This is a genomic window from Streptomyces sp. NPDC047117, from assembly GCF_040643545.1.
In the GTDB taxonomy this organism is placed as follows: domain Bacteria; phylum Actinomycetota; class Actinomycetes; order Streptomycetales; family Streptomycetaceae; genus Streptomyces.
Window position 1 is genome coordinate 15,235 of sequence record NZ_JBEYUN010000024.1, and the last position, 17,034, is coordinate 32,268.

The window sequence follows — 17,034 nt, forward strand, 5'->3', positions numbered from 1 at the left end:
CGACCGCCCCGCCTCACCGCGCAGGTCGCGTCTCACCGCCCAGGTCGCGCCGCCTCCGTCAGTTCGCCCCTGATGACGGTCACCGCGCTGCCGGTCAGCAGCGTGCGATCGCCGCGCAGCGTGGTGCGGACGAGGCCGGTACGGGTGGAGCCCTGGAGCCCGGTCAGCTCGTCGCGCCCCAGCCGCGCTGACCAGAACGGCGCGAGCGCCGTGTGCGCGCTCCCCGTCACCGGGTCCTCGGCGATGCCGACGCCGGGGAAGAAGCAGCGCGTGGCGAAGTCGTAGTCGCCGTCCGGGTTCTCGGCGCGCGCGGTGGCGATCACGCCCCGCTCCCCGAACCGGACCAGCGCCGCGAGATCGGGCGACAGCTCGCGGACGGTCCGCTCGTCCGCCACCTCCACCAGCAGGTCCCCCACCTGCGGGCCCGTCTCGTACGTGGAGACCGGCTGGGTACCGAGTGCCGCGGCCAGCCCCTCCGGTACCGGTACGGCGGTGAGCGGCGCGGTCGGGAAGTCCATCCCGATGGAGCCGTCGTCGGACGCGGTGGTGGTGAGTACGCCGCTGCGGGTGGCGAAGCGCACCGTGCCGGTGGCGATGCCGGCGGAGTGCAGGACGTGCGCGGTGGCGAGCGTGGCATGGCCGCACATGTCGACCTCGGTGGCAGGCGTGAGCCAGCGCAGCGCCCAGTCCGCCTCGTCGCTGTCCGGGAGCGGCAGCGCGAACGCGGTCTCCGAAAGATTCACCTGGGCCGCGACCTGCTGCAGCCAGGACTGCTCGGGATACGACGAGCCGTCGAGCGGGACGACTCCCGCCGGGTTGCCGCCGAAGGGATGGTCGGTGAAGGCGTTGACGATATGGATCTGCATGACGTGAGCGTAAGCACCCTGGCCCATGAGCAATGAGTGCCAATCGAAGGAAATTGGACTGGCCTGAGGGCCGTTGGATTGGCGCCGGCCCGCCATCACCCGTTTGGCATGTCAATGTGGCCGCCTTCTATGAGGCCACTCCGAATCTTCTCCATGTCGACGCTTGTCGGCCGAACGCTTCCGATATATCGTTGAAGCATCGCGACAGATCAAAGATAGGAGTGACGCGAAGATGCGAGCACATGGACATGAACACTGGAACTCCGGACGCCGAGGTGGCGGTCGGGGTGAGTACGAGGGGCGGCGTGCCGCCTTCGGGCCGTTCGGGCCGCCCTTCGGTGGGCCTCCGTTCGGCGGCGGTCGAGGTCGAGGGGGTCCGCGCGGTCGTGCGCGGCGCGGTGACGTACGCGCCTCGATCCTGGCGCTGCTCAAGGACCGCCCCATGCACGGTTACGAGATGATCCAGGAGATCGCCGAGCGCAGCGGCGGCGCGTGGAAGCCGAGCCCCGGTTCGGTCTACCCGACCCTGCAGCTGCTGGAGGACGAGGGCCTGATCGCCAGTCGGAGCGAGGGCGGCAAGAAGCTGTTCGAGCTCACCGACGAGGGGCGTACGGAAGCGGAGAACGGCTCGGACGCCCCTTGGGAAGACGCCGGTCGTGGCGTCGACTGGGAGGCGATGAGTGAGATCCGTAAGGCCGGCGGCGGCCTCGTCGAAGCCTTTCGGCAGGTGTGGGCGACCGGTACGCCGGAGCAGCGCGAGAAGGCGATCGCCGTGGTCAACCGGGCGCGGAAGGATCTCTACCTGATCCTCGCCGAGGATGAGTGAGCCGGTCGGCCCATGGTGGAGGCGAGGGCCGTGGTCGTGACGATGTCCGACCGCGGCCCTCGTGTGCTCAGCCGGTCGGCAGGCCGGCCGTTCAGTGGCTCGGCTGCTCAGGAGACGAGCTGAGCCCGTGGCAAGACCGCTGGTCAGTCGATCGGGCCGGTCAGCTGGTCAGGCCACGAGCCCCGCGAGTCTGTCGAGGGACTCGTCGAGTGCCGACTTCGCCGAATCCTTGAGCTTGCCGGCCATCAATGACACGGCCGCGCCGGTGAACGACCCGTCGATCCGGACGGTCGTCGCCTCGGTCGCGGGCCCGTCCGTTTCCTCCGTGCCGGCCGGCGTGAGGGCGTACCGCATACGGAGGGTGACGCCCATCGGTCCCTTGCCCTCTATGTCGAGCAGGCGTGCGGGTTCCACGGCGCGTACCGTCCAGCTCACCTCGGCGGGGAAGCCCATGAGCTTCATGTTCTCCGCGTAGGTGGCCCCGGGCTCCAGCGTCGCCGGGCCCCCTTCGGGGAAGCCGGTGTGGGTGGCGTTCCACCGGCCGTAGGCGTCGAAGTCGGTCACGTGGCGCCAAATCTCTTCCGCTGGTGCTGTGATGCGGGCCTGGGTGGTGACGTCGGCCATGTGGGCACCCCTTGGTGACGGCCCGGTGGGCCGTCCTCGTCGGCGATGATCCTGGCGAGAGCTCGGTGACCGTGCGTCCGGCCGAGCCTTCACTCCGGTGGTGCCGCGGAAGGTAGCCGCTGGTGGCGCAAGGTTCAAGGCTGATGACCCGTCAGGTTGCTGGGTGCGCACCGGCGGGGTGCGAGGGCGCGTACGCATCCCTGGGCGCCCGCGTACGTGCCGGGCATATCATCCGTAGGGATGAGATTTCCTTACCAGGTGCCCAACCATGGTGGGATGCGCAAATGCTCCCTCCCGGGGATGTTCCGGTAGCAGGAGGCTGGTGGGGTGGGGTACGTGCAAAACCGTACTGCGTACAACAGCGGAGCGGGTCCGTCCCCGGAGGATCTCGACGCCTGTCTGACTGCCGAGCTCGCGTCGGTGCTCTCAGCTGCCCGCAGGCGGGCCACGCGTGATGGAGACCGGCAGGTGGACACTGCCCACCTGCTGCACGGACTTCTCGAATCCGACCCCGCCGTGCGCGAGGTGGTCGATCCCGAAGGGGACAGGACGGCACGGCTGCTGGGCTATCTCGTGCAGCGCAGCATCGGTTACGGCCTGCAGTGGCACGGCACCGTGGAGGACTCCGGGGCCGTGCCGATGGTGGCCGAAGGCGGGGTTCCGGGCTGGTCGCCGGCCGCGGCGGCCGCCATGGACGGCGCGCTGGACCGTGCGCACGCCCGTTACGCCATGCATGCCGGGTGTCTCGATCTCCTGGCCGCACTCGTCGACGACTCCGAGTGCCGGGCCGTCGAAGTGCTGCGCCGTGCCTCTGTCGACACGGTGCTCCTTGCGGCGCGGCTCGACCGGCAGACCCAGGAAGTGGTGGCGGACGAGTTTTAGTTCCCGGGGCTTCACCTGCGACGGCACGCCTGCCGCAGTAAGCCGCGATGTTCTCTCTCCGCCCTTGCCGTGACAGGGGTCTCGGTGGTGAAGCTGCTGACCTCCCCTGTCATGATGGCCGGATGCACGAGACTTCGGGGACGGAAACGAGCCTGCGTGGCCGGTCGAGAGGGTTCGGGCTAGGCCTCGCTCTCCTGTCGGCGTTGGCCTTCGGAGGATCGGGTGTGGCCGCGAAACCGCTGATCGCGGCCGGTCTGGAACCGCTGTACGTCACCTGGTTGCGGAGCGCGGGCGCCGCCCTCGTCATGCTGCCGGTCGCCTGGCGCCACCGCGCCCTGCTGTTCCGCCGCCCCGCACTGCTCATGGGCTTCGGACTGCTCGCCGTGGCGGGCGTCCAGGCCTGTTACTTCGCCGCGCTGTCCCGTATTCCGGTCGGTGTCGCGCTGCTCATCGAGTACCTCGCCCCCGCGCTCGTCCTCGGCTGGGTGCGATTCGTCCAGCGGCGGCCCGTCAGCCGCGCCGCCGCGGCCGGGGCCGTCCTCGCCGTCGGCGGTCTGGCCTGCGTCGTCGAGGTGTGGGCGGGGCTGAGCTTCGACGTGCTCGGGCTGGCGCTCGCGCTCGGCGCGGCCTGCTGTCAGGTGGGGTACTTCGTCCTTTCCGATCACGGCGGCGACGACGAGGACGGCGCCCACCCGCTCGGCGTGATCGCGTACGGGCTGATCTTCGGCGCGCTCCTTCTGACCGTAGTGGTGCGGCCCTGGAACGTGGACTGGTCGGTGCTCGCGGGCAGCGCCGACATGGACGGCACGACCCTCCCCGCCGTACTGCTGGTCGCCTGGCTCGTGCTGCTGGCGACGGTGCTCGCCTACCTCACCGGCGTGATCTCCGTCCGTCGGCTGTCGCCCCAGGTCGCGGGTGTCGTCGCGTGTCTCGAGGCGGTGATCGCCACCGTACTGGCCTGGGTGCTGCTCGGCGAGCACCTGTCCGCGCCGCAGATCATCGGCGGCGCGGTGGTACTCATCGGCGCGTTCATCGCGCAGTCCAGCACGCCCAAGCCGCCCCGGGACGTGGCCTCGCGTACCGGTGACGAGACGCGCGCGGAGGCGGCGATGCCGGCCGGGTCGACCAGGTCAGCCGGGTCGACCGGGTCAGCCGGGTCGGTCGGCTCGACCGGCACGTAAGGGCGCAGCCCGGTTCTCCTCGATCCTCCTGCCCCCTCACTCCTCGCCCCTTGGCCTCTCGCCCGTCGCCTCTCACCCCTCACGCCTTGCGAGCCGGGGCGGAGGTTTGCCCGGCCGCGGGGCGTCGTCGGAGGGCGCGCCCCAGGGGTGGACGGGCGTGGCCGGCCTCAGAGGTTTTGGAGGTAGGCGGGGACGGCCGTGCCGGGGGCCAGGTCGTCGGAGGGTATGAGCGGGCCGTATGTCGGAGCCACCGGTACGACGCCGCTCCAGTGGGGGAGCGAGAGATCTTCGGGCTCGTCGTTCGGCCCGCCGGTACGGATCTTGGCGGATACCTCCGTCAGGTCGAGCCGGATGACGGCCGTGGCGGCGAGCTCCCTGGTGTTGCCGGGGCGGGAGTCGGCGGCGCGGCCGGGCAGGACGTGATCCACCAATGCGTCGAGCGCTGCCGTCTTTTCTTCCGGGTCGGTGACCTGGTGGGCGGTGCCGTGGACCACGACGCTGCGGTAGTTGATGGAGTGGTGGAAGGCGGAGCGGGCGAGGACCAGGCCGTCGACGTGGGTGACGGTCACGCACACCGCCAGGCCGGGGTCCGTCCCGCCGGCCATCCGCAGCGGTCGTGAGCCGGTGGACCCGTGGAGGTAGAGGCGGTCGCCGACCCTGCCGTAGAGCGTGGGGAGCACGACCGGGGCGCCGTCGCGGACGAAGCCGAGGTGGCAGACGTACCCGGCGTCGAGGATCGAGTGCACGGTGTCGTGGTCGTACGCGGCGCGGTCGGCGGACCGGGTCGGGACGGTGCGCTCGCCCGGAGCGTAGGCGGCGGGGGACTCTGCGCCGGCTTCGGCCGTTGTGGTGGATGCGGGCTCAGGCATGTTGCCAACTCCATTGCACTAGTGCATAATCATGTTTGTGCTAGGAGAGTATCGGATTGAAGGGCGGCGCGCATCGGATATTGCCGCCAGCGTCGAGCGAGCCATCGGTGCGGGCGAGCTCCAACCAGGTGAAGTCCTCCCGCCCATGCGGGAGTTGGCTGTCTATCTCGAGGTGAATCCCAATACGGTCGCGTCCGCGTACCGGACGCTGCGTGACCGCGGAGTGGTCGAAACCGCCGGGCGGCGCGGCACTCGCGTCCGGTCGCGCCCGACCAGTACGCCACGCGAGGCGCTGCGGGTCGACGTGCCTCCGGGCGTACGCAACGTGTCCGACGGCAATCCCGACCTCGAGCTGCTTCCGGCGCTGGGCCCGGCGCTCGCCGCCGCGGCCGATCGCGCCGCCGCCCGCCCGACGCTGTACGGCTCGCCGTTGGTGGACGAGGAACTGGCCGGACGGGCGCGAGCCGCGTTCGACGCCGACGGGGTGCCGGCCGGACCGGTCGCCCTCACTTCCGGCTCGCTCGACGCCATCGAGCGGGTCCTCGCCGCGCACCTCCGCCCCGGCGATGCGGTCGCGGTCGAGGATCCGGGGTGGGGGAGTCTGCTGGACCTGATCCCGGCGTTGGGACTGCGCCCCGTTCCGGTCGGCGTGGATCAGGACGGGCCGCTGCCGACGGAGTTGGAGCGCGCGTTGGCGCTCGGCGTACGGGCGGCGATCGTCACGGATCGGGCGCAGAATCCGACCGGTGCGGCGGTGGGCGCGACACGCGCCGAGGAGCTCCGGTCGCTGCTGGCCGACTACCCGACCGTTCTGCTGGTCGAGGACGACCACAGTCACCCCATCGTCGACGTTCCGCTGCGACCCCTGGCGGGGGTGACCGACCACTGGGTGCTGATCCGGTCGACGGCCAAGGCGTACGGCCCGGACCTGCGGCTGGCGGTCGTCACCGGCGACACGGTCACGGTGGACCGGCTCCGCGGACGGCAGCGGCTCGGGCCCGGCTGGGTGAGCCATCTGCTGCAGGACACGGTGATCCATCTCTGGCGGACGGAGGCCGTGGACCCGGCCGAGGTCGCCGAGTCCTACGGGCGTCGCCGCGACGAACTGATACGGGCCTTGGCCGAGCGGGGTGTCGAGGCGCACGGCCGGAGCGGGATGAACGTGTGGGTGCCGGTCCCGGACGAGACGGGCGCGGTGTCACGGCTGCTGCACGCCGGCTGGGCGGTGGCTCCCGGAGCCCGGTTCCGGATGGATTCGCCGCCCGGCATACGGATCACGGTGTCCAGCCTCTCCCACGAGGACATCGAGCCGCTCGCCACCGCCGTGGCCACGGCCTGCCTGCCGGGGGAGGCCCGTCGATACGTCTGATCGATCAGTACGTCTGATGCGTCGGTACGCCTGACCGCTTCGGTGCGTCTGACCGCTCGGCGGTATGTGGGGCCCGGGCGCGACGGCCTGGGCCCGGCTGGGGAAACGCAGGAAGGGGAACGGGGGACTGGCTGGGAAGGTCAGGAACGGGACGGGCGGGGGCGGCTCTGGGTGAGGGCGGCGCCGGCCAGGACGATCAGGGCGCCTACCGGGGTGTTCCAGCTGAGGTGTTCGCCCAGGACGGCGACGCCGGCGGCGGTGGCGATGACCGGGATGAAGTACGTGACCATCTGCGCGGTGGTGGGGCCGACCTCGGCCACCAGGCCGTACTGGAGGAGGAAGGCGAAGCCGGTGCCGAGGGCGCCGAGAGCGATGATCGACAGCAGGGGGACGACGGGGAACGAGGTGGGGAGAGCGGTGAAGAGCGGCGTCACCACGGCCAGTTGCAGTGTGGCGAGCAGCAGCTGGGCGCTGGACATGGAAAGGCTGGAGTTCTTGGAGCCCGCGAGGGTGCGGCGGACGTAGATCCAGCCGATCGGGTAGCAGAGCGAGGCGCCCAGGGCCATGAGCGTGCCCAGGGGATCGGTACCGGAGAAGCCCTGCCAGGCGCCGAGGACGGTCAGTACGCCGAGGAAGCCGAGGCCCAGGCCCGCGACGCGGCGGCGGGTGGGGCGGTCCTCGGACAGCGCCACGACGGAGAGGGCCATGCCCCACAGCGGGGAGGTGGCGTTGCAGATGCCGGCCAGAGTGGAGGGGATGGTCAGTTCGGAGTACGCGAAGAGTGAGAAGGGCAGCGCGTTGAGGAACAGGGCGGACACCGCCAGGTGAGCCCAGGTGCGCCGGTCGCGTGGCAGCCGGTCCCGCTTGGCGATGAGCACGGCGGTGAGTACGGCCGTTCCGAAGATCATGCGGCCGAACGTGACCTGGAGCGGGGCGTACCCCTGGGTGCCGACCTTGATGAACAGGAAGCTGAAGCCCCAGATCAGCGCCAGTACGGCGAACCGGATGCGCCAGTCGAGCGCGGAACGGGGCGTGGCGCGGCGAGACGTCCTCGCCGGGGTGCTTCCGCCGCTGCCGCGATCGATGCCAGGGGCGGGGGCCGTGGAGAGGGGGCCGGGTGCTTGTGCGGGAGCAGGGTGGGGTGACGAGGAGGAGGGGGCGGTGCTCATGGCGTCAACGATCGCGTGCGGTTATCGCGTAGCACAAGTGAGTTTTTGTGGGCCCTACCGCGTAGCATCGCTTATATGTTGAACATGGAGAGGCTGCGGACGCTCAGCGCCGTGGCGCGGCACGGTTCGGTGCGCGCGGCGGCCGAGGGGCTGCACGTCACCACCTCCGCCGTCTCGCAGCAACTGGCCAAGCTGGAGCGGGAGACGGGGCAGCAGCTGCTGGCCAAGAACGGGCGGGGAGTGCGCCTGACCGACGCGGGGCGGCTGCTCGCCGGTCACGCGGCGCGCATCCTCTCGCAGGTCGAGCTGGCCGAGGCCGAGCTGGAGGCGCACCGCGGGCAGGCGGTGGGGGAGCTGCGGATGGGGGCCTTTCCCACGGCGGCACGTGGACTGTTCCCGGACGCCCTTGCCGCGCTGCTCGTCGACCATCCGCAGCTGCGGGCGCGGTTGTCGGAGATGGAGCCGGGCGACTCGGTGCGGGCGGTGGTACGGGGCGACATCGACCTGGGTGTCGTACTGGACTGGTACAACCGGCCGTTGTCGCTGCCGGAGGGGCTGGCCAAGGCTCCGCTGCTGGACGATCCGGCGGATGTCGCCATGCCGTCGGACCACCGGCTGGCGGGGCGGCGGACGGTGGAGCTGGAGGACTTTGCGGACGACGCGTGGATCTCCTGGCCGCAAGGGGAGTTCTGCCACGACTGGCTGATGTTCACGTTGCGCAGTAAGGGGATCGAGCCGCGGATCGCGCACATGGCAGAGGAGCACGGCACGCAGCTCGCGCTGATCGCCCGGGGACTGGGGGTGGCGGTGGCGCCGCGGCTCGGGAGGGGGCCGGTTCCGGAGGGCGTCAGCGTGGTGCCCGTACGGCATCCGATGCGGCGGCATGTGTACGCGATCTGGCGCGCCGACGCGGACCGCCGCCCGTCGATCCGCGCGGCGGTCGGGGCCCTGCGCGAGGTGGGGCGGGCGTTGGAGGTGTGAGGGGGAGGTGGGGTCAGGGCGGGGAGGGCCCCGGAGCGGAGGTGGTGAGTGGGGGAGATGGGGAGGGGGCGTCGGGGGGCCGGGGGCTGTCTGCCAGCAGCGGTTGCCCTTTCGCCCGGCCCGGCTCGGCTCGGCTCGGCCCGGCCCGGCTCGGCTCGGCCCGGCTCTGACCCGACCGGCCCGGCCCGGCCCTGGCCCGACCGGCCCGGCCCGGCCCTGACCCGACCGGCCCGGATCGGTCCGGGCCCGACCGGATCGGTCCGGGCCTGACGTGACCTGCTCCCTGGCACCGTCGCCGGCAGGGGGCCGGGGCGGTGACAGGGAGCAGGGGGCGGGTGCCCGGGATCTGGTACCTGGTGCCTGGTGCTTGGTTGGGGCGGGGTGGGGTCAGTTGGCTGGGACGATGCCGCGGATGACGCCGAGGGACATCAGGTCCTGAGGCCGTAAGTGGAGCTGGTCGGCGGTTCGGGGGACGTCGGAGGGGGTGCGTTTGAGGATGGCGGTGGCCAATTCGGGGGCGATGACGGAGAAGTAGCTGTCCGGGGTCGCCCACAGGCGGCCCGGCGCGGCCAGTGCGAGCGCGCCGCCCGAGCCGCCCTCGCCGATGAGCAGCGAGGTCAGCGGAGTGCGCGCTTCGGCCATCGCCGTGAAGAGGTCCGCGATGGCGGCGCCGGCGCCGGACCGTTCGGCCGCCGCGTCGTTGGCCGCGCCCGGCGTGTCCACGAGGGTGAGGACGGGGATGCGGAGCCGGTCGGCGAGGCGTACGAGGCGGGCCGCGGTGCGGAAGCCGGCCGGGCGGGTGGCCGTACCGCACTGTGCCGCGTACGCCACCGTACGGCCGGCCCGGTGGCCGAAACCGCAGCGCATGCCGTCGTCCACGCCTCCGCAGCGGTCGCCGCTGATCTCCTCACGCCAGTCGAAGTACGTGTCCAGGTACGCGTCGGCGTGCGGGCGTGCGGGGGCGCGGGTCCGCTGCACCGCGCTCCAGCCCGATTCCGGCAGGTCGCCTGCGCCCTGCGCGGTCGGTACCGGTGCCGATTCCTCGTCCGAGGTGGTCAGCAGCCGCAGCCAGCGGGCGAGGGTGACCCGCAGCCGCTCGGGCGGTACGACCGCGTCGATGTGGCCCGTGGCCAGCTGGCCTTCGGCGGTGTACGCGGACGGGTCGGCGTCGGCGGGACGTACGCGGGAGCCGGCGAAGCCGACCTGTGCGCCCGGCAGCGCGAGGATGACGTCGGCTCCGGCGCCGAGCGTCGCCCAGCCGCCGCCGGTCGTCGGGTCGCGCAGGACCGCGAGCTGCGGGAGGCCGGCGGCGCGGGTGAGCGCGGACTGCCCGGCGATGCGCTGGAGCTGGGTGAGGGCGAGCATGCCCTCCTGCATGCGGCTGCCGCCGGTGGCGATCAGGGAGACGACCGGGAGGCGGAGTTCGCGGGCCCGGGTGTACGCGGCTTCCAGACGGTCGCCGGTGTGCCGGCCGAGGGAGCCGCCGAGGTAGCGGAACTCGAAGGAGATGACGACGGCGGGGGTGCCGCCGAAGTCGGCGGTGCCGCAGACGACGGACTCGCGTTCGCCGGTCGTCACCGTGGCACGGGCCCGCGCGGCACCGTAACCGTCCCAGCGGAGGGGACCGTCGTCGGCTGCCGGGGCGTGCTCCGGTTCCGCGGATGCGGGCTGTGCCGATGCGGGCTGTGCCGATGTGGGCTGTGCCGATGTGGGCTGTGCCGATGCGGTCTGTGCCGATGCGGGCTGTACCGGTGCGGGCTGTACCGATGCGGGCTGTCCCGACGGGGGCTGCGCTGATGTGGGTTCCTGGGAGGCGCGCGCCCCGGCCGGCTCCTGCGGTGGGGGCGCCGGCTCGGGCGGGCCGTGGGCCGGCCTGGACGAGGCGGTTGCTCCGTGTCCTGCGGCGGCGGGGCCGTGGCCCTTGACCCTGTCGGTCGGCCCCGGCTCCCGTACGACGGGCTCCGAGCCGGGGAAGGGCCGGAAGGTTCCCTCGTCCGTCAGGCGGGCCAGTACCTCCCGCGCGGAGAGCCGGGCCGAGGGCGCACCCTCGGCATCCGGCACCCCGCCCGCGGACGGCCCGCCCGCGGGACCCGACGCCCCCCGGCCCGGACGTACCGCCCCCGACCCCGACGACGCCCCCTCATCGTTCGTGTGGTTACGCATGGAGGCCCCGCTTGAGGATCTTGCCCATGTCGTTGCGCGGGAGGGCGTCGAGGAAGTGGACGATGCGGGGGCGCTTGTGGGGCGCGAGCTGGGCGGCGACGTGGTCGATGAGTTCCTGCGCCGTCGGTGCCGCGCCGCCGTTCTCGTCGGTGTCGGCGACGATCCAGGCCACGATGCGCTCGCCGAGGTCCTCGTCCGGTTCGCCGGTGACCGCGGCTTCGGCGACGCCGGGGTGTTCCAGCAGCGAGTTCTCGATCTCGCCCGCGCCGATCTTGTAGCCGCCGCTCTTGATCAGGTCGGTGGCCTTGCGGCCGACGATCCGGTACCGCCCGCCCGCATCCCGGGTGGCCATGTCGCCCGTACGGAACCAGCCGCCGTCGAACGCCTCGGCCGTCGCGTCCGGCCGGTTCAGGTACTCCACGAAGAGGTTCGGGCCGCGTACCTGGATCTCGCCGACCGTCTCGCCGTCGCTCTCCTCGATGGCCGTGCCGGACTCGTCGACCAGGCGCGCGTGCACGCCCGGCAGCGGCACGCCGACCGTTCCCGGCGCGGCGGTGTCGTCGGCCCGGACGGCGGTGTTCATCAGGGTCTCGGTCATCCCGTACCGCTCGACGACCCGTGCCCCGGTCGCCGCCGTGATCTTCTGGTGGTCCGTCAGCGGCAGCGCGGCCGAGCCGGAGACCAGCAGCCGCGCACCGCCCAGCGCCTTGGCGAGCGCCGGGTTGTCGCCCGCCTCGGCGGCCAGCCGGTGGTACATCGTCGGCACGCCGAACAGCATCGTGCCGGGCCCGGCCAGTTCGCGCGCGACGCCCTCGGTGGAGAAGCGGCCGAGGTGGTGCACGGTGCCGCCGCGGCGCAGCGGGCCGAGAATGCCCAGGATCAGGCCGTGGACGTGGAACAGCGGCAGGCCGTGGACGAGTACGTCGTCAGCGGTCCACTGCCACGCGTCCTCCAGCGCGTCGAGCGTGGACGCGATCGCCCGCCGAGGGATCACCACGCCCTTGGGGCGGCCCGTCGTCCCGGAGGTGTACACGATGACGGCGGGAGCCTCGGCACCCGGCTCCGGGGGCAGCTCGACCACCCCGTCCGCCGCCCCGCCTGCCGCACCGGCCGGAGCGCCGGGCTCGGCGCTCGCACCGCTCGCGCCCGGCTCCCCGGCCGCCGTACCGGGTTCGCTTCCCTCGGCCGTCGCGCCCGATTCGGTCCCCTCGTACGGATCGACGTCGATGCGGGGCAGTGCGGCGAGCGGGCCGGGGAGTTCGGCGTCCGGTTCGGCCAGGACGAGCGTGGGCGCGCTGTCGGAGACGATGTGCGCGAGCTCGCTCTCGCCGATCTTGGGGTTGACCGGTACGGCCGGGATTCCGGCGAGCAGCGCCGCGACCACGGCGACCGAGGTCTCCATCGTGGGCGTGGCCCACACCGCCACCCGCCGCTCGGCGCCGATCCGCGCCGCGAGCGTGCCTGCGGACGCGGCGAGCTGGCCGTACGTCAGCGCGCGGTCCTGGAAACGCAGTGCGGTACGGGAGGACGCCGTACGCAGCGCCGGGAAAAGCTCGTTCACCGAAACTCCTTCGTTCTCTTGCTGGGTGGGTACCCACTCCTGGATACCCCAGGTCCCTGTGGAACCGTGGCGGGTGATCCCTGCCCGGGACACCCGAGGACGATGACCGAGGTGGCCCCCGCCGTCAGCCGAAGCCCGGTACCACCAGTGCGAGCCAGACCAGTGCCGGTACGGCCACGACCACGAGGGCTCCGTACACCATCAACTGCCGGAAAAAACCGTCCCGGTCGACATTCTTGGCGTTCGCCAGGACCAGTGCGCCGTTCGTGGAGAACGGACTCACGTCGACGACGGTGGCGGAGACCGCGAGCGCCGCGACCATCCCGACCGCCCCGATCGAGCCCTGGGCCAGGAACGGTACGGCCAGGGGGATCAGCGCCCCGATGATGCCGACGGAGGAGGCGAACGCGGAGACCAGCGCGCCGATGTAACACAACAGCAGCGCGGCCAGTAGGGGTATGCCGATACCGCCGACGGCGTGGCCCGCCCAGGTGATGGTGCCCATCTCGTCCAGGACGCCGACGTAGGTGAGGACACCGCAGATCAGCAGCACGGTGGGCCAGGTGATTTCCGAGACCGCGGCCTTGCTGTCCTGCGGCCATACGGCGCTGAGGACGACGGCGAGGGTGATCGCGGTCAGGCCGGCGTCCAGGTCCAGGACGAGGACCGCCACGACCAGCGCCAGCAGTGCGAGGAGGGTGGCCGTGCGGGCCGGTGTGAGGGAGAGGGAGCCCACCGCCGTGGCGTCTTCGCCACTCGTTCGCGTGGTGGTTTCCGTGCCGCTGCGGTCACCCGCGAGCGTGGCGCTCTCCGTGCGGTCACCGGCACCCGTGAGCGTGGTGCTTTCCGTGCGGTTGTCGGCACCCGTGAGCGTGGTGTTCGCGGTACGGGCTCCGCCACCCGTCCGGGGGAGGCGGAGTCCGCCCAGGGCGACGAAGAGGGCTGCCGCGATGACGAGGTTGACGACCAGGCTGGCGGCGAAGAGCGCGAGTGGGCTGCCGGGCAGGTGCTCGCGCGCGACGATGCCGTTGACGGTCGAGCCGTAGATGCTGATCGGCGAGAACCCGCCGGCCTGCGCGCCGTGCACCACCAGCGCGCCCATCAGCAGCGGACTGATGCCGTACTGCGCCGCGAAGCCGAGCGCGAGTGGGGCGACGATCGCCACCGCCGCCGGGCTGACCGCGCCGATCGCGGTGAGCGCGCCCGTGACCGCGAACATCACCCACGGGATGAGCGCGACCCGGCCGCCGACCAGCCGCACCGAGGCGTGCACCAGCCAGTCGGTGGTGCCGTTGGCGCGGGCGATGGCGAAGAGGTACGTCACGCCGACCAGGACCACGAACAGGTCACCGGGGAAGCCGGCGAAGATGTCGTCCGCGCTCATCCCCGCGACCAGCGTGCCCACGCCGAACGCGGCGGCGAACGCCAGCGCGCCCATGTTGATCGACCGGGTGGTGGCCAGTACGAAGACCACGGCGAGCACGAGGATCGAGATCACTTCGGGCGACATCTGCGGCTCCGTTCATGACCGGCCCGAGCGGCCTGAGCGGCCTGACCGGCTGGGAAAAGTGGGGCAGGGACAGGGCAAGGACAGGAACGACGGTCCGGCGGGGTCGCAGGAGGCACCCGGCCCGGACACTGGATCAATGGCCAATTGGCTGAGCCACTTTGATGGCCAAAGGCAACGTGCGTCAATACTCTTGGCACGGCGAACGAACCGAGGGGGCGACCGGATGTCCGAGGCACTGCGGCCGATGACCAGGCCACGGCTCTACGAGCAGGTGGTCGAGAGACTGCGTCAGTACGCCGCCGAGAGCGGGCTGGGCGCGGGCGACCGCCTGCCCCCGGAGCGCGAACTGGCCCAGCGGCTCGGGGTCAGCCGCGCGTCGGTGAAGCAGGCCATCGTGGTGCTGGAGGTACAGGGCCTGGTCGAGGTCCGGCACGGCGGCGGTACCTATCTCGTGCGAGGGACCCTGGACGCCGCTGAGCCCGTCGAGCGGCTGGTCGAGCGCCGCCGCCGGCTGCCGGACGTGCTGGAGGCGCGCGAGGCCATGGAGACCAAGCTCGCCGAACTGGCCGCCCGCCGGCGTACGGACGCCGACCTCGAAGCGCTCGACGACGCCCTCGCGCACATGGCACAGGAGGTCGCGGACGGCGGACCGGGCGTGGAGGGCGACCGCCGCTTCCACGCCGCCGTCACCGCGGCCGCGCACAGCACGCTGCTCGCCGAGTTCATGCGCGCCATCGCCGAGCAGATCACCGAGAGCCGAAACGAATCGCTGCGCCAGCCCGGCCGCCCCAAGCGCTCGCTCGCCCAGCACCGCCGGATCCTGGAGGCCATCAGGGAAGGCAATCCGAGGAGCGCGGCGACGGCCATGCGCCGGCACCTCCGTACGGTCGCCGAGGTACGGCTACTGACCTGGACGCCGGAGGACGGCGACGACGCGGCGGGTGCGCAGGACGTGCAGGACCACACCCCCGACAGAAGCCCTCACAGCTGACCCCTCAGGCCCTGTCCCGCGGGCACTGCTCCTCAGGTACGGCCTCTCACTCCGGGATCTTGCGGAAGTCCCACGACACCACCGCGTCCGGGGTGAGGCGCATCCAGGCGTGGCGGCCGTCGTGCAGCATCGTCTCCATGCCGAAGTACTTCTCCGCGAGGAGACGCTCGGGCTCGATCAGCTCCGGGCAGGGCTCGCCGTGGCGCGGTGCCTCGCCGACGAACTCCACGCTGCCCGACAGTTCGGCGCCGCGCAGCTCGCCGTACTCGTGGCCGTCGTCGACCACGACCGCCGTGCGCGGGTCCTTCACGAGCTGCGCCCAGCGCTTGCTGCGGGTGAGCGAGTACAGCCACATCGACGTGCCGTCCCATACGAACCACAGCGCGCCGACATGCGGTGCGCCGTCCGGGCCGACCGTGGCGATCCGGCAGGTCCGCTGCCGGGTCAGGAAGGTGTCCAGCTCCTCCGGGCTCATCATGATCCGGCGTCCTCTGCGCTGCCCCGCCGCTGTCGCCATCTGCCGCCACCTCCGGTGTGCCGTACGTCCCGTGTCCGCGCCGGCCCCGGTCCGACCGGCCGGCGGCGGACCCTGGCCGTCTGACCAAGTGTCAGGAATCATGGGCCCTCCGCTCAGCGAACGCAATGGACCCTCGGGCCCGACCGTCCGCCCCCAGGAGGCACCCCGCATGGCCACGGAAGCACAGGCAAACCAGGCCGCTCATCTGGTGGAGCAGCTCGACCCCGCAACCACCGCGCTGCTCACCGTCGAGTGCCAGAACGGCGTCGTCGGACCGGAGAGCGCACTGCCCGAACTCGCCGAGGCGGCGCGCACCACCGGCGCGCTCGCCCAGGTGGCCCGGCTGACCGACGCCGCGCACGAGGCCGGTGTGCAGGTACTGCACGCGGTCGCCGAACGCCGGCCCGACGGCCGCGGCGCCAGTCACAACGCCCGTCTCTTCCATGCCGCCGGGCGGCTGCCCGTACAGCAGATCACCGGGTCGGACGCGGTGCGGATAGCCGATCCGGTACCGGTGGCCGAGGAGGACCTGATCGTGCGCCGGCTGCATGGGCTGTCGCCGATCGCCGGTACGGACGTGGACGCGCTGCTGCGCAATCTCGGCGTCCGCAACATCGTGGTCGTCGGCGTCTCGGCGAACGTGGCGATACCCAACGCGGTCTTCGACGCGGTCAACCTCGGCTACACGGCGGTGGTGCCGGCCGATGCCATCGCCGGGGTGCCCGCCGAATACACCCCGGCCATGGTGCGCAACACGCTCGCCCTCGTGGCCACCGTCACCTCCACGGACGCGGTGCTCACCTGCTGGAAGCGGCCGCGCCAGGAGCGGTGAGGGGAGCAGGGGGAGCGGCGGGCGTTGCCCTCAGGCCAGTTCGATCTCGCCGCCGCTGACCTTCAGCGGTACGGAGGACAGGCCCTTGGTCGCCGGGCCGTGGCGCACGCTGCCGTCCGCGATGGCGTACTTGCTGCCGTGGCAGGGGCAGTCGATCGTGCCGTCGCTGACCTTGCCGACCAGGCAGCCCGAGTGGGTGCAGACCGCGGAGAAGGCCTTGAAGTTGCCCTCGGACGGCTGGGTCACCACGATCTTCTGTGCCTTGAAGATCTTGCCGCCGCCGGAGGGGATCTCCGAGGTCTTGGCCAGTGCCTTCCCGCCGCCGCGGCTCGGGCCGCTGCCCTCGGACGACTCCGAACCGCCCGGCGACGGCGATGACGAGCCGTAGTTGCCGCCCCCGCCCCCACCGCCCCCGCTGTCGTTCCCGCACGCCGCGAGCGCCGCGGTCAGCCCCGCGGCACCGGCCGCCGCCACGAACGTACGCCGGGCGCTGCCGGGGCGCGGCGCCGATCGGGCATCGCCGGGCCTTCTGGCATGGCCGGCCGATCCGGCGTTCTCCGGCGATCCGGCGTTCTCCGGCGATCCGGCGTTCTCCGGTGATCCGGCGTTCTCCGGTGATGGTGAACTCATGGTGCCTCCACAGGCCCCGGTCCCGGTCGGGAGCCGGGACGGATCCTGAGGACCGGTGGTGTA

At 72.2% G+C, this 17,034-nt stretch carries 15 protein-coding genes and 1 pseudogene; 7 read left to right on the top strand and 9 right to left on the bottom strand.

The genetic code is table 11. The features are described from left to right. Positions 1–32: 32 nt before the first annotated feature. Positions 33–866, bottom strand: coding sequence for a PhzF family phenazine biosynthesis protein (locus ABZ840_RS33050; RefSeq protein WP_361566186.1), 834 nt, complete (start codon positions 864–866; stop codon positions 33–35). 232 nt (positions 867–1,098) lie between these two features. Here ABZ840_RS33050 and ABZ840_RS33055 point away from each other — a divergent pair, with 232 nt between their 5' ends. Continuing rightward, complete coding sequence (locus tag ABZ840_RS33055; protein ID WP_361566189.1) at positions 1,099–1,692, top strand: PadR family transcriptional regulator; 594 nt, start codon at positions 1,099–1,101, stop codon at positions 1,690–1,692. A 168-nt stretch (positions 1,693–1,860) separates the two neighbouring features. Here the strand turns inward: ABZ840_RS33055 and ABZ840_RS33060 are convergent, their stop codons facing one another. Beyond that, positions 1,861–2,316 (bottom strand): SRPBCC family protein, encoded by a 456-nt coding sequence (locus ABZ840_RS33060; protein ID WP_361566191.1) that lies wholly within the window; start codon positions 2,314–2,316, stop codon positions 1,861–1,863. 336 nt (positions 2,317–2,652) lie between these two features. On the opposite strand from ABZ840_RS33060, the gene ABZ840_RS33065 reads away from it, so the two are divergent. Together ABZ840_RS33065 and ABZ840_RS33070 are read left to right on the top strand one after the other, a co-directional pair. Next, complete coding sequence (locus ABZ840_RS33065; RefSeq protein WP_361566399.1) at positions 2,653–3,198, top strand: Clp protease N-terminal domain-containing protein; 546 nt, start codon at positions 2,653–2,655, stop codon at positions 3,196–3,198. Positions 3,199–3,320: 122 nt separating this feature from the next. Further along, a complete protein-coding gene (locus tag ABZ840_RS33070) occupies positions 3,321–4,379 on the top strand; it encodes an EamA family transporter (protein ID WP_361566194.1) in 1,059 nt (352 codons plus the stop codon). Positions 4,380–4,546: 167 nt separating this feature from the next. Here ABZ840_RS33070 and ABZ840_RS33075 read toward each other — a convergent pair whose 3' ends face one another. Beyond that, the gene (locus ABZ840_RS33075) at positions 4,547–5,248 is read right to left on the bottom strand and encodes a pyridoxamine 5'-phosphate oxidase family protein (RefSeq protein WP_361566197.1); all 702 of its coding nucleotides are present in this window, start codon (positions 5,246–5,248) and stop codon (positions 4,547–4,549) included. A gap of 37 nt (positions 5,249–5,285) precedes the next feature. Between ABZ840_RS33075 and ABZ840_RS33080 the strand changes: the two genes are divergently transcribed. After that, entirely contained in the window at positions 5,286–6,617 is a 1,332-nt protein-coding gene (locus tag ABZ840_RS33080; protein ID WP_361566200.1) for an aminotransferase class I/II-fold pyridoxal phosphate-dependent enzyme, read from the top strand. 140 nt (positions 6,618–6,757) lie between these two features. Here the strand turns inward: ABZ840_RS33080 and ABZ840_RS33085 are convergent, their stop codons facing one another. Beyond that, entirely contained in the window at positions 6,758–7,786 is a 1,029-nt protein-coding gene (locus ABZ840_RS33085; RefSeq protein WP_361566202.1) for a DMT family transporter, read from the bottom strand. Between the two features lie 75 nt (positions 7,787–7,861). On the opposite strand from ABZ840_RS33085, the gene ABZ840_RS33090 reads away from it, so the two are divergent. Continuing rightward, a complete protein-coding gene (locus ABZ840_RS33090; RefSeq protein WP_361566204.1) occupies positions 7,862–8,767 on the top strand; it encodes a LysR family transcriptional regulator in 906 nt (301 codons plus the stop codon). A 387-nt stretch (positions 8,768–9,154) separates the two neighbouring features. On the opposite strand, the pseudogene ABZ840_RS33095 reads toward ABZ840_RS33090, so the two are convergent. From ABZ840_RS33095 to ABZ840_RS33105, 3 genes and pseudogenes are all read right to left on the bottom strand, one after another. Further along, positions 9,155–10,396, bottom strand: a pseudogene (locus ABZ840_RS33095) (carboxyl transferase domain-containing protein); the annotation flags it as partial. Between the two features lie 526 nt (positions 10,397–10,922). Next, complete coding sequence (locus ABZ840_RS33100; RefSeq protein ID WP_361566207.1) at positions 10,923–12,491, bottom strand: acyl-CoA synthetase; 1,569 nt, start codon at positions 12,489–12,491, stop codon at positions 10,923–10,925. A gap of 124 nt (positions 12,492–12,615) precedes the next feature. Next, entirely contained in the window at positions 12,616–14,001 is a 1,386-nt protein-coding gene (locus tag ABZ840_RS33105) for an SLC13 family permease (protein WP_361566210.1), read from the bottom strand. Positions 14,002–14,224: 223 nt separating this feature from the next. Between ABZ840_RS33105 and ABZ840_RS33110 the strand changes: the two genes are divergently transcribed. Continuing rightward, positions 14,225–14,992 carry a FadR/GntR family transcriptional regulator gene (locus tag ABZ840_RS33110; RefSeq protein WP_361566213.1) on the top strand — a complete coding sequence of 256 codons (768 nt, stop codon included), beginning with the start codon at positions 14,225–14,227 and terminating at the stop codon, positions 14,990–14,992. 46 nt (positions 14,993–15,038) lie between these two features. Here the strand turns inward: ABZ840_RS33110 and ABZ840_RS33115 are convergent, their stop codons facing one another. After that, positions 15,039–15,509 carry a pyridoxamine 5'-phosphate oxidase family protein gene (locus ABZ840_RS33115; RefSeq protein WP_361566215.1) on the bottom strand — a complete coding sequence of 157 codons (471 nt, stop codon included), beginning with the start codon at positions 15,507–15,509 and terminating at the stop codon, positions 15,039–15,041. A 169-nt stretch (positions 15,510–15,678) separates the two neighbouring features. Here ABZ840_RS33115 and ABZ840_RS33120 point away from each other — a divergent pair, with 169 nt between their 5' ends. After that, entirely contained in the window at positions 15,679–16,341 is a 663-nt protein-coding gene (locus ABZ840_RS33120) for a cysteine hydrolase (protein ID WP_361566218.1), read from the top strand. 30 nt (positions 16,342–16,371) lie between these two features. On the opposite strand, the gene ABZ840_RS33125 is transcribed toward ABZ840_RS33120, so the two are convergent. Continuing rightward, the gene (locus ABZ840_RS33125; RefSeq protein WP_361566221.1) at positions 16,372–16,971 is read right to left on the bottom strand and encodes a Rieske (2Fe-2S) protein; all 600 of its coding nucleotides are present in this window, start codon (positions 16,969–16,971) and stop codon (positions 16,372–16,374) included. Positions 16,972–17,034: the final 63 nt, after the last annotated feature.

Coding starts and splice junctions, on each gene's coding strand:
- ABZ840_RS33050 (WP_361566186.1), bottom strand. CDS start 866: ATGCAGATCCATATCGTCAACGCCTTCACCGACCATCCCTTCGGCGGC.
- ABZ840_RS33055 (WP_361566189.1), top strand. CDS start 1,099: ATGCGAGCACATGGACATGAACACTGGAACTCCGGACGCCGAGGTGGC.
- ABZ840_RS33060 (WP_361566191.1), bottom strand. CDS start 2,316: ATGGCCGACGTCACCACCCAGGCCCGCATCACAGCACCAGCGGAAGAG.
- ABZ840_RS33070 (WP_361566194.1), top strand. CDS start 3,321: ATGCACGAGACTTCGGGGACGGAAACGAGCCTGCGTGGCCGGTCGAGA.
- ABZ840_RS33075 (WP_361566197.1), bottom strand. CDS start 5,248: ATGCCTGAGCCCGCATCCACCACAACGGCCGAAGCCGGCGCAGAGTCC.
- ABZ840_RS33085 (WP_361566202.1), bottom strand. CDS start 7,786: ATGAGCACCGCCCCCTCCTCCTCGTCACCCCACCCTGCTCCCGCACAA.
- ABZ840_RS33090 (WP_361566204.1), top strand. CDS start 7,862: ATGTTGAACATGGAGAGGCTGCGGACGCTCAGCGCCGTGGCGCGGCAC.
- ABZ840_RS33105 (WP_361566210.1), bottom strand. CDS start 14,001: ATGTCGCCCGAAGTGATCTCGATCCTCGTGCTCGCCGTGGTCTTCGTA.
- ABZ840_RS33110 (WP_361566213.1), top strand. CDS start 14,225: ATGTCCGAGGCACTGCGGCCGATGACCAGGCCACGGCTCTACGAGCAG.
- ABZ840_RS33115 (WP_361566215.1), bottom strand. CDS start 15,509: ATGGCGACAGCGGCGGGGCAGCGCAGAGGACGCCGGATCATGATGAGC.
- ABZ840_RS33120 (WP_361566218.1), top strand. CDS start 15,679: ATGGCCACGGAAGCACAGGCAAACCAGGCCGCTCATCTGGTGGAGCAG.
- ABZ840_RS33125 (WP_361566221.1), bottom strand. CDS start 16,971: ATGAGTTCACCATCACCGGAGAACGCCGGATCACCGGAGAACGCCGGA.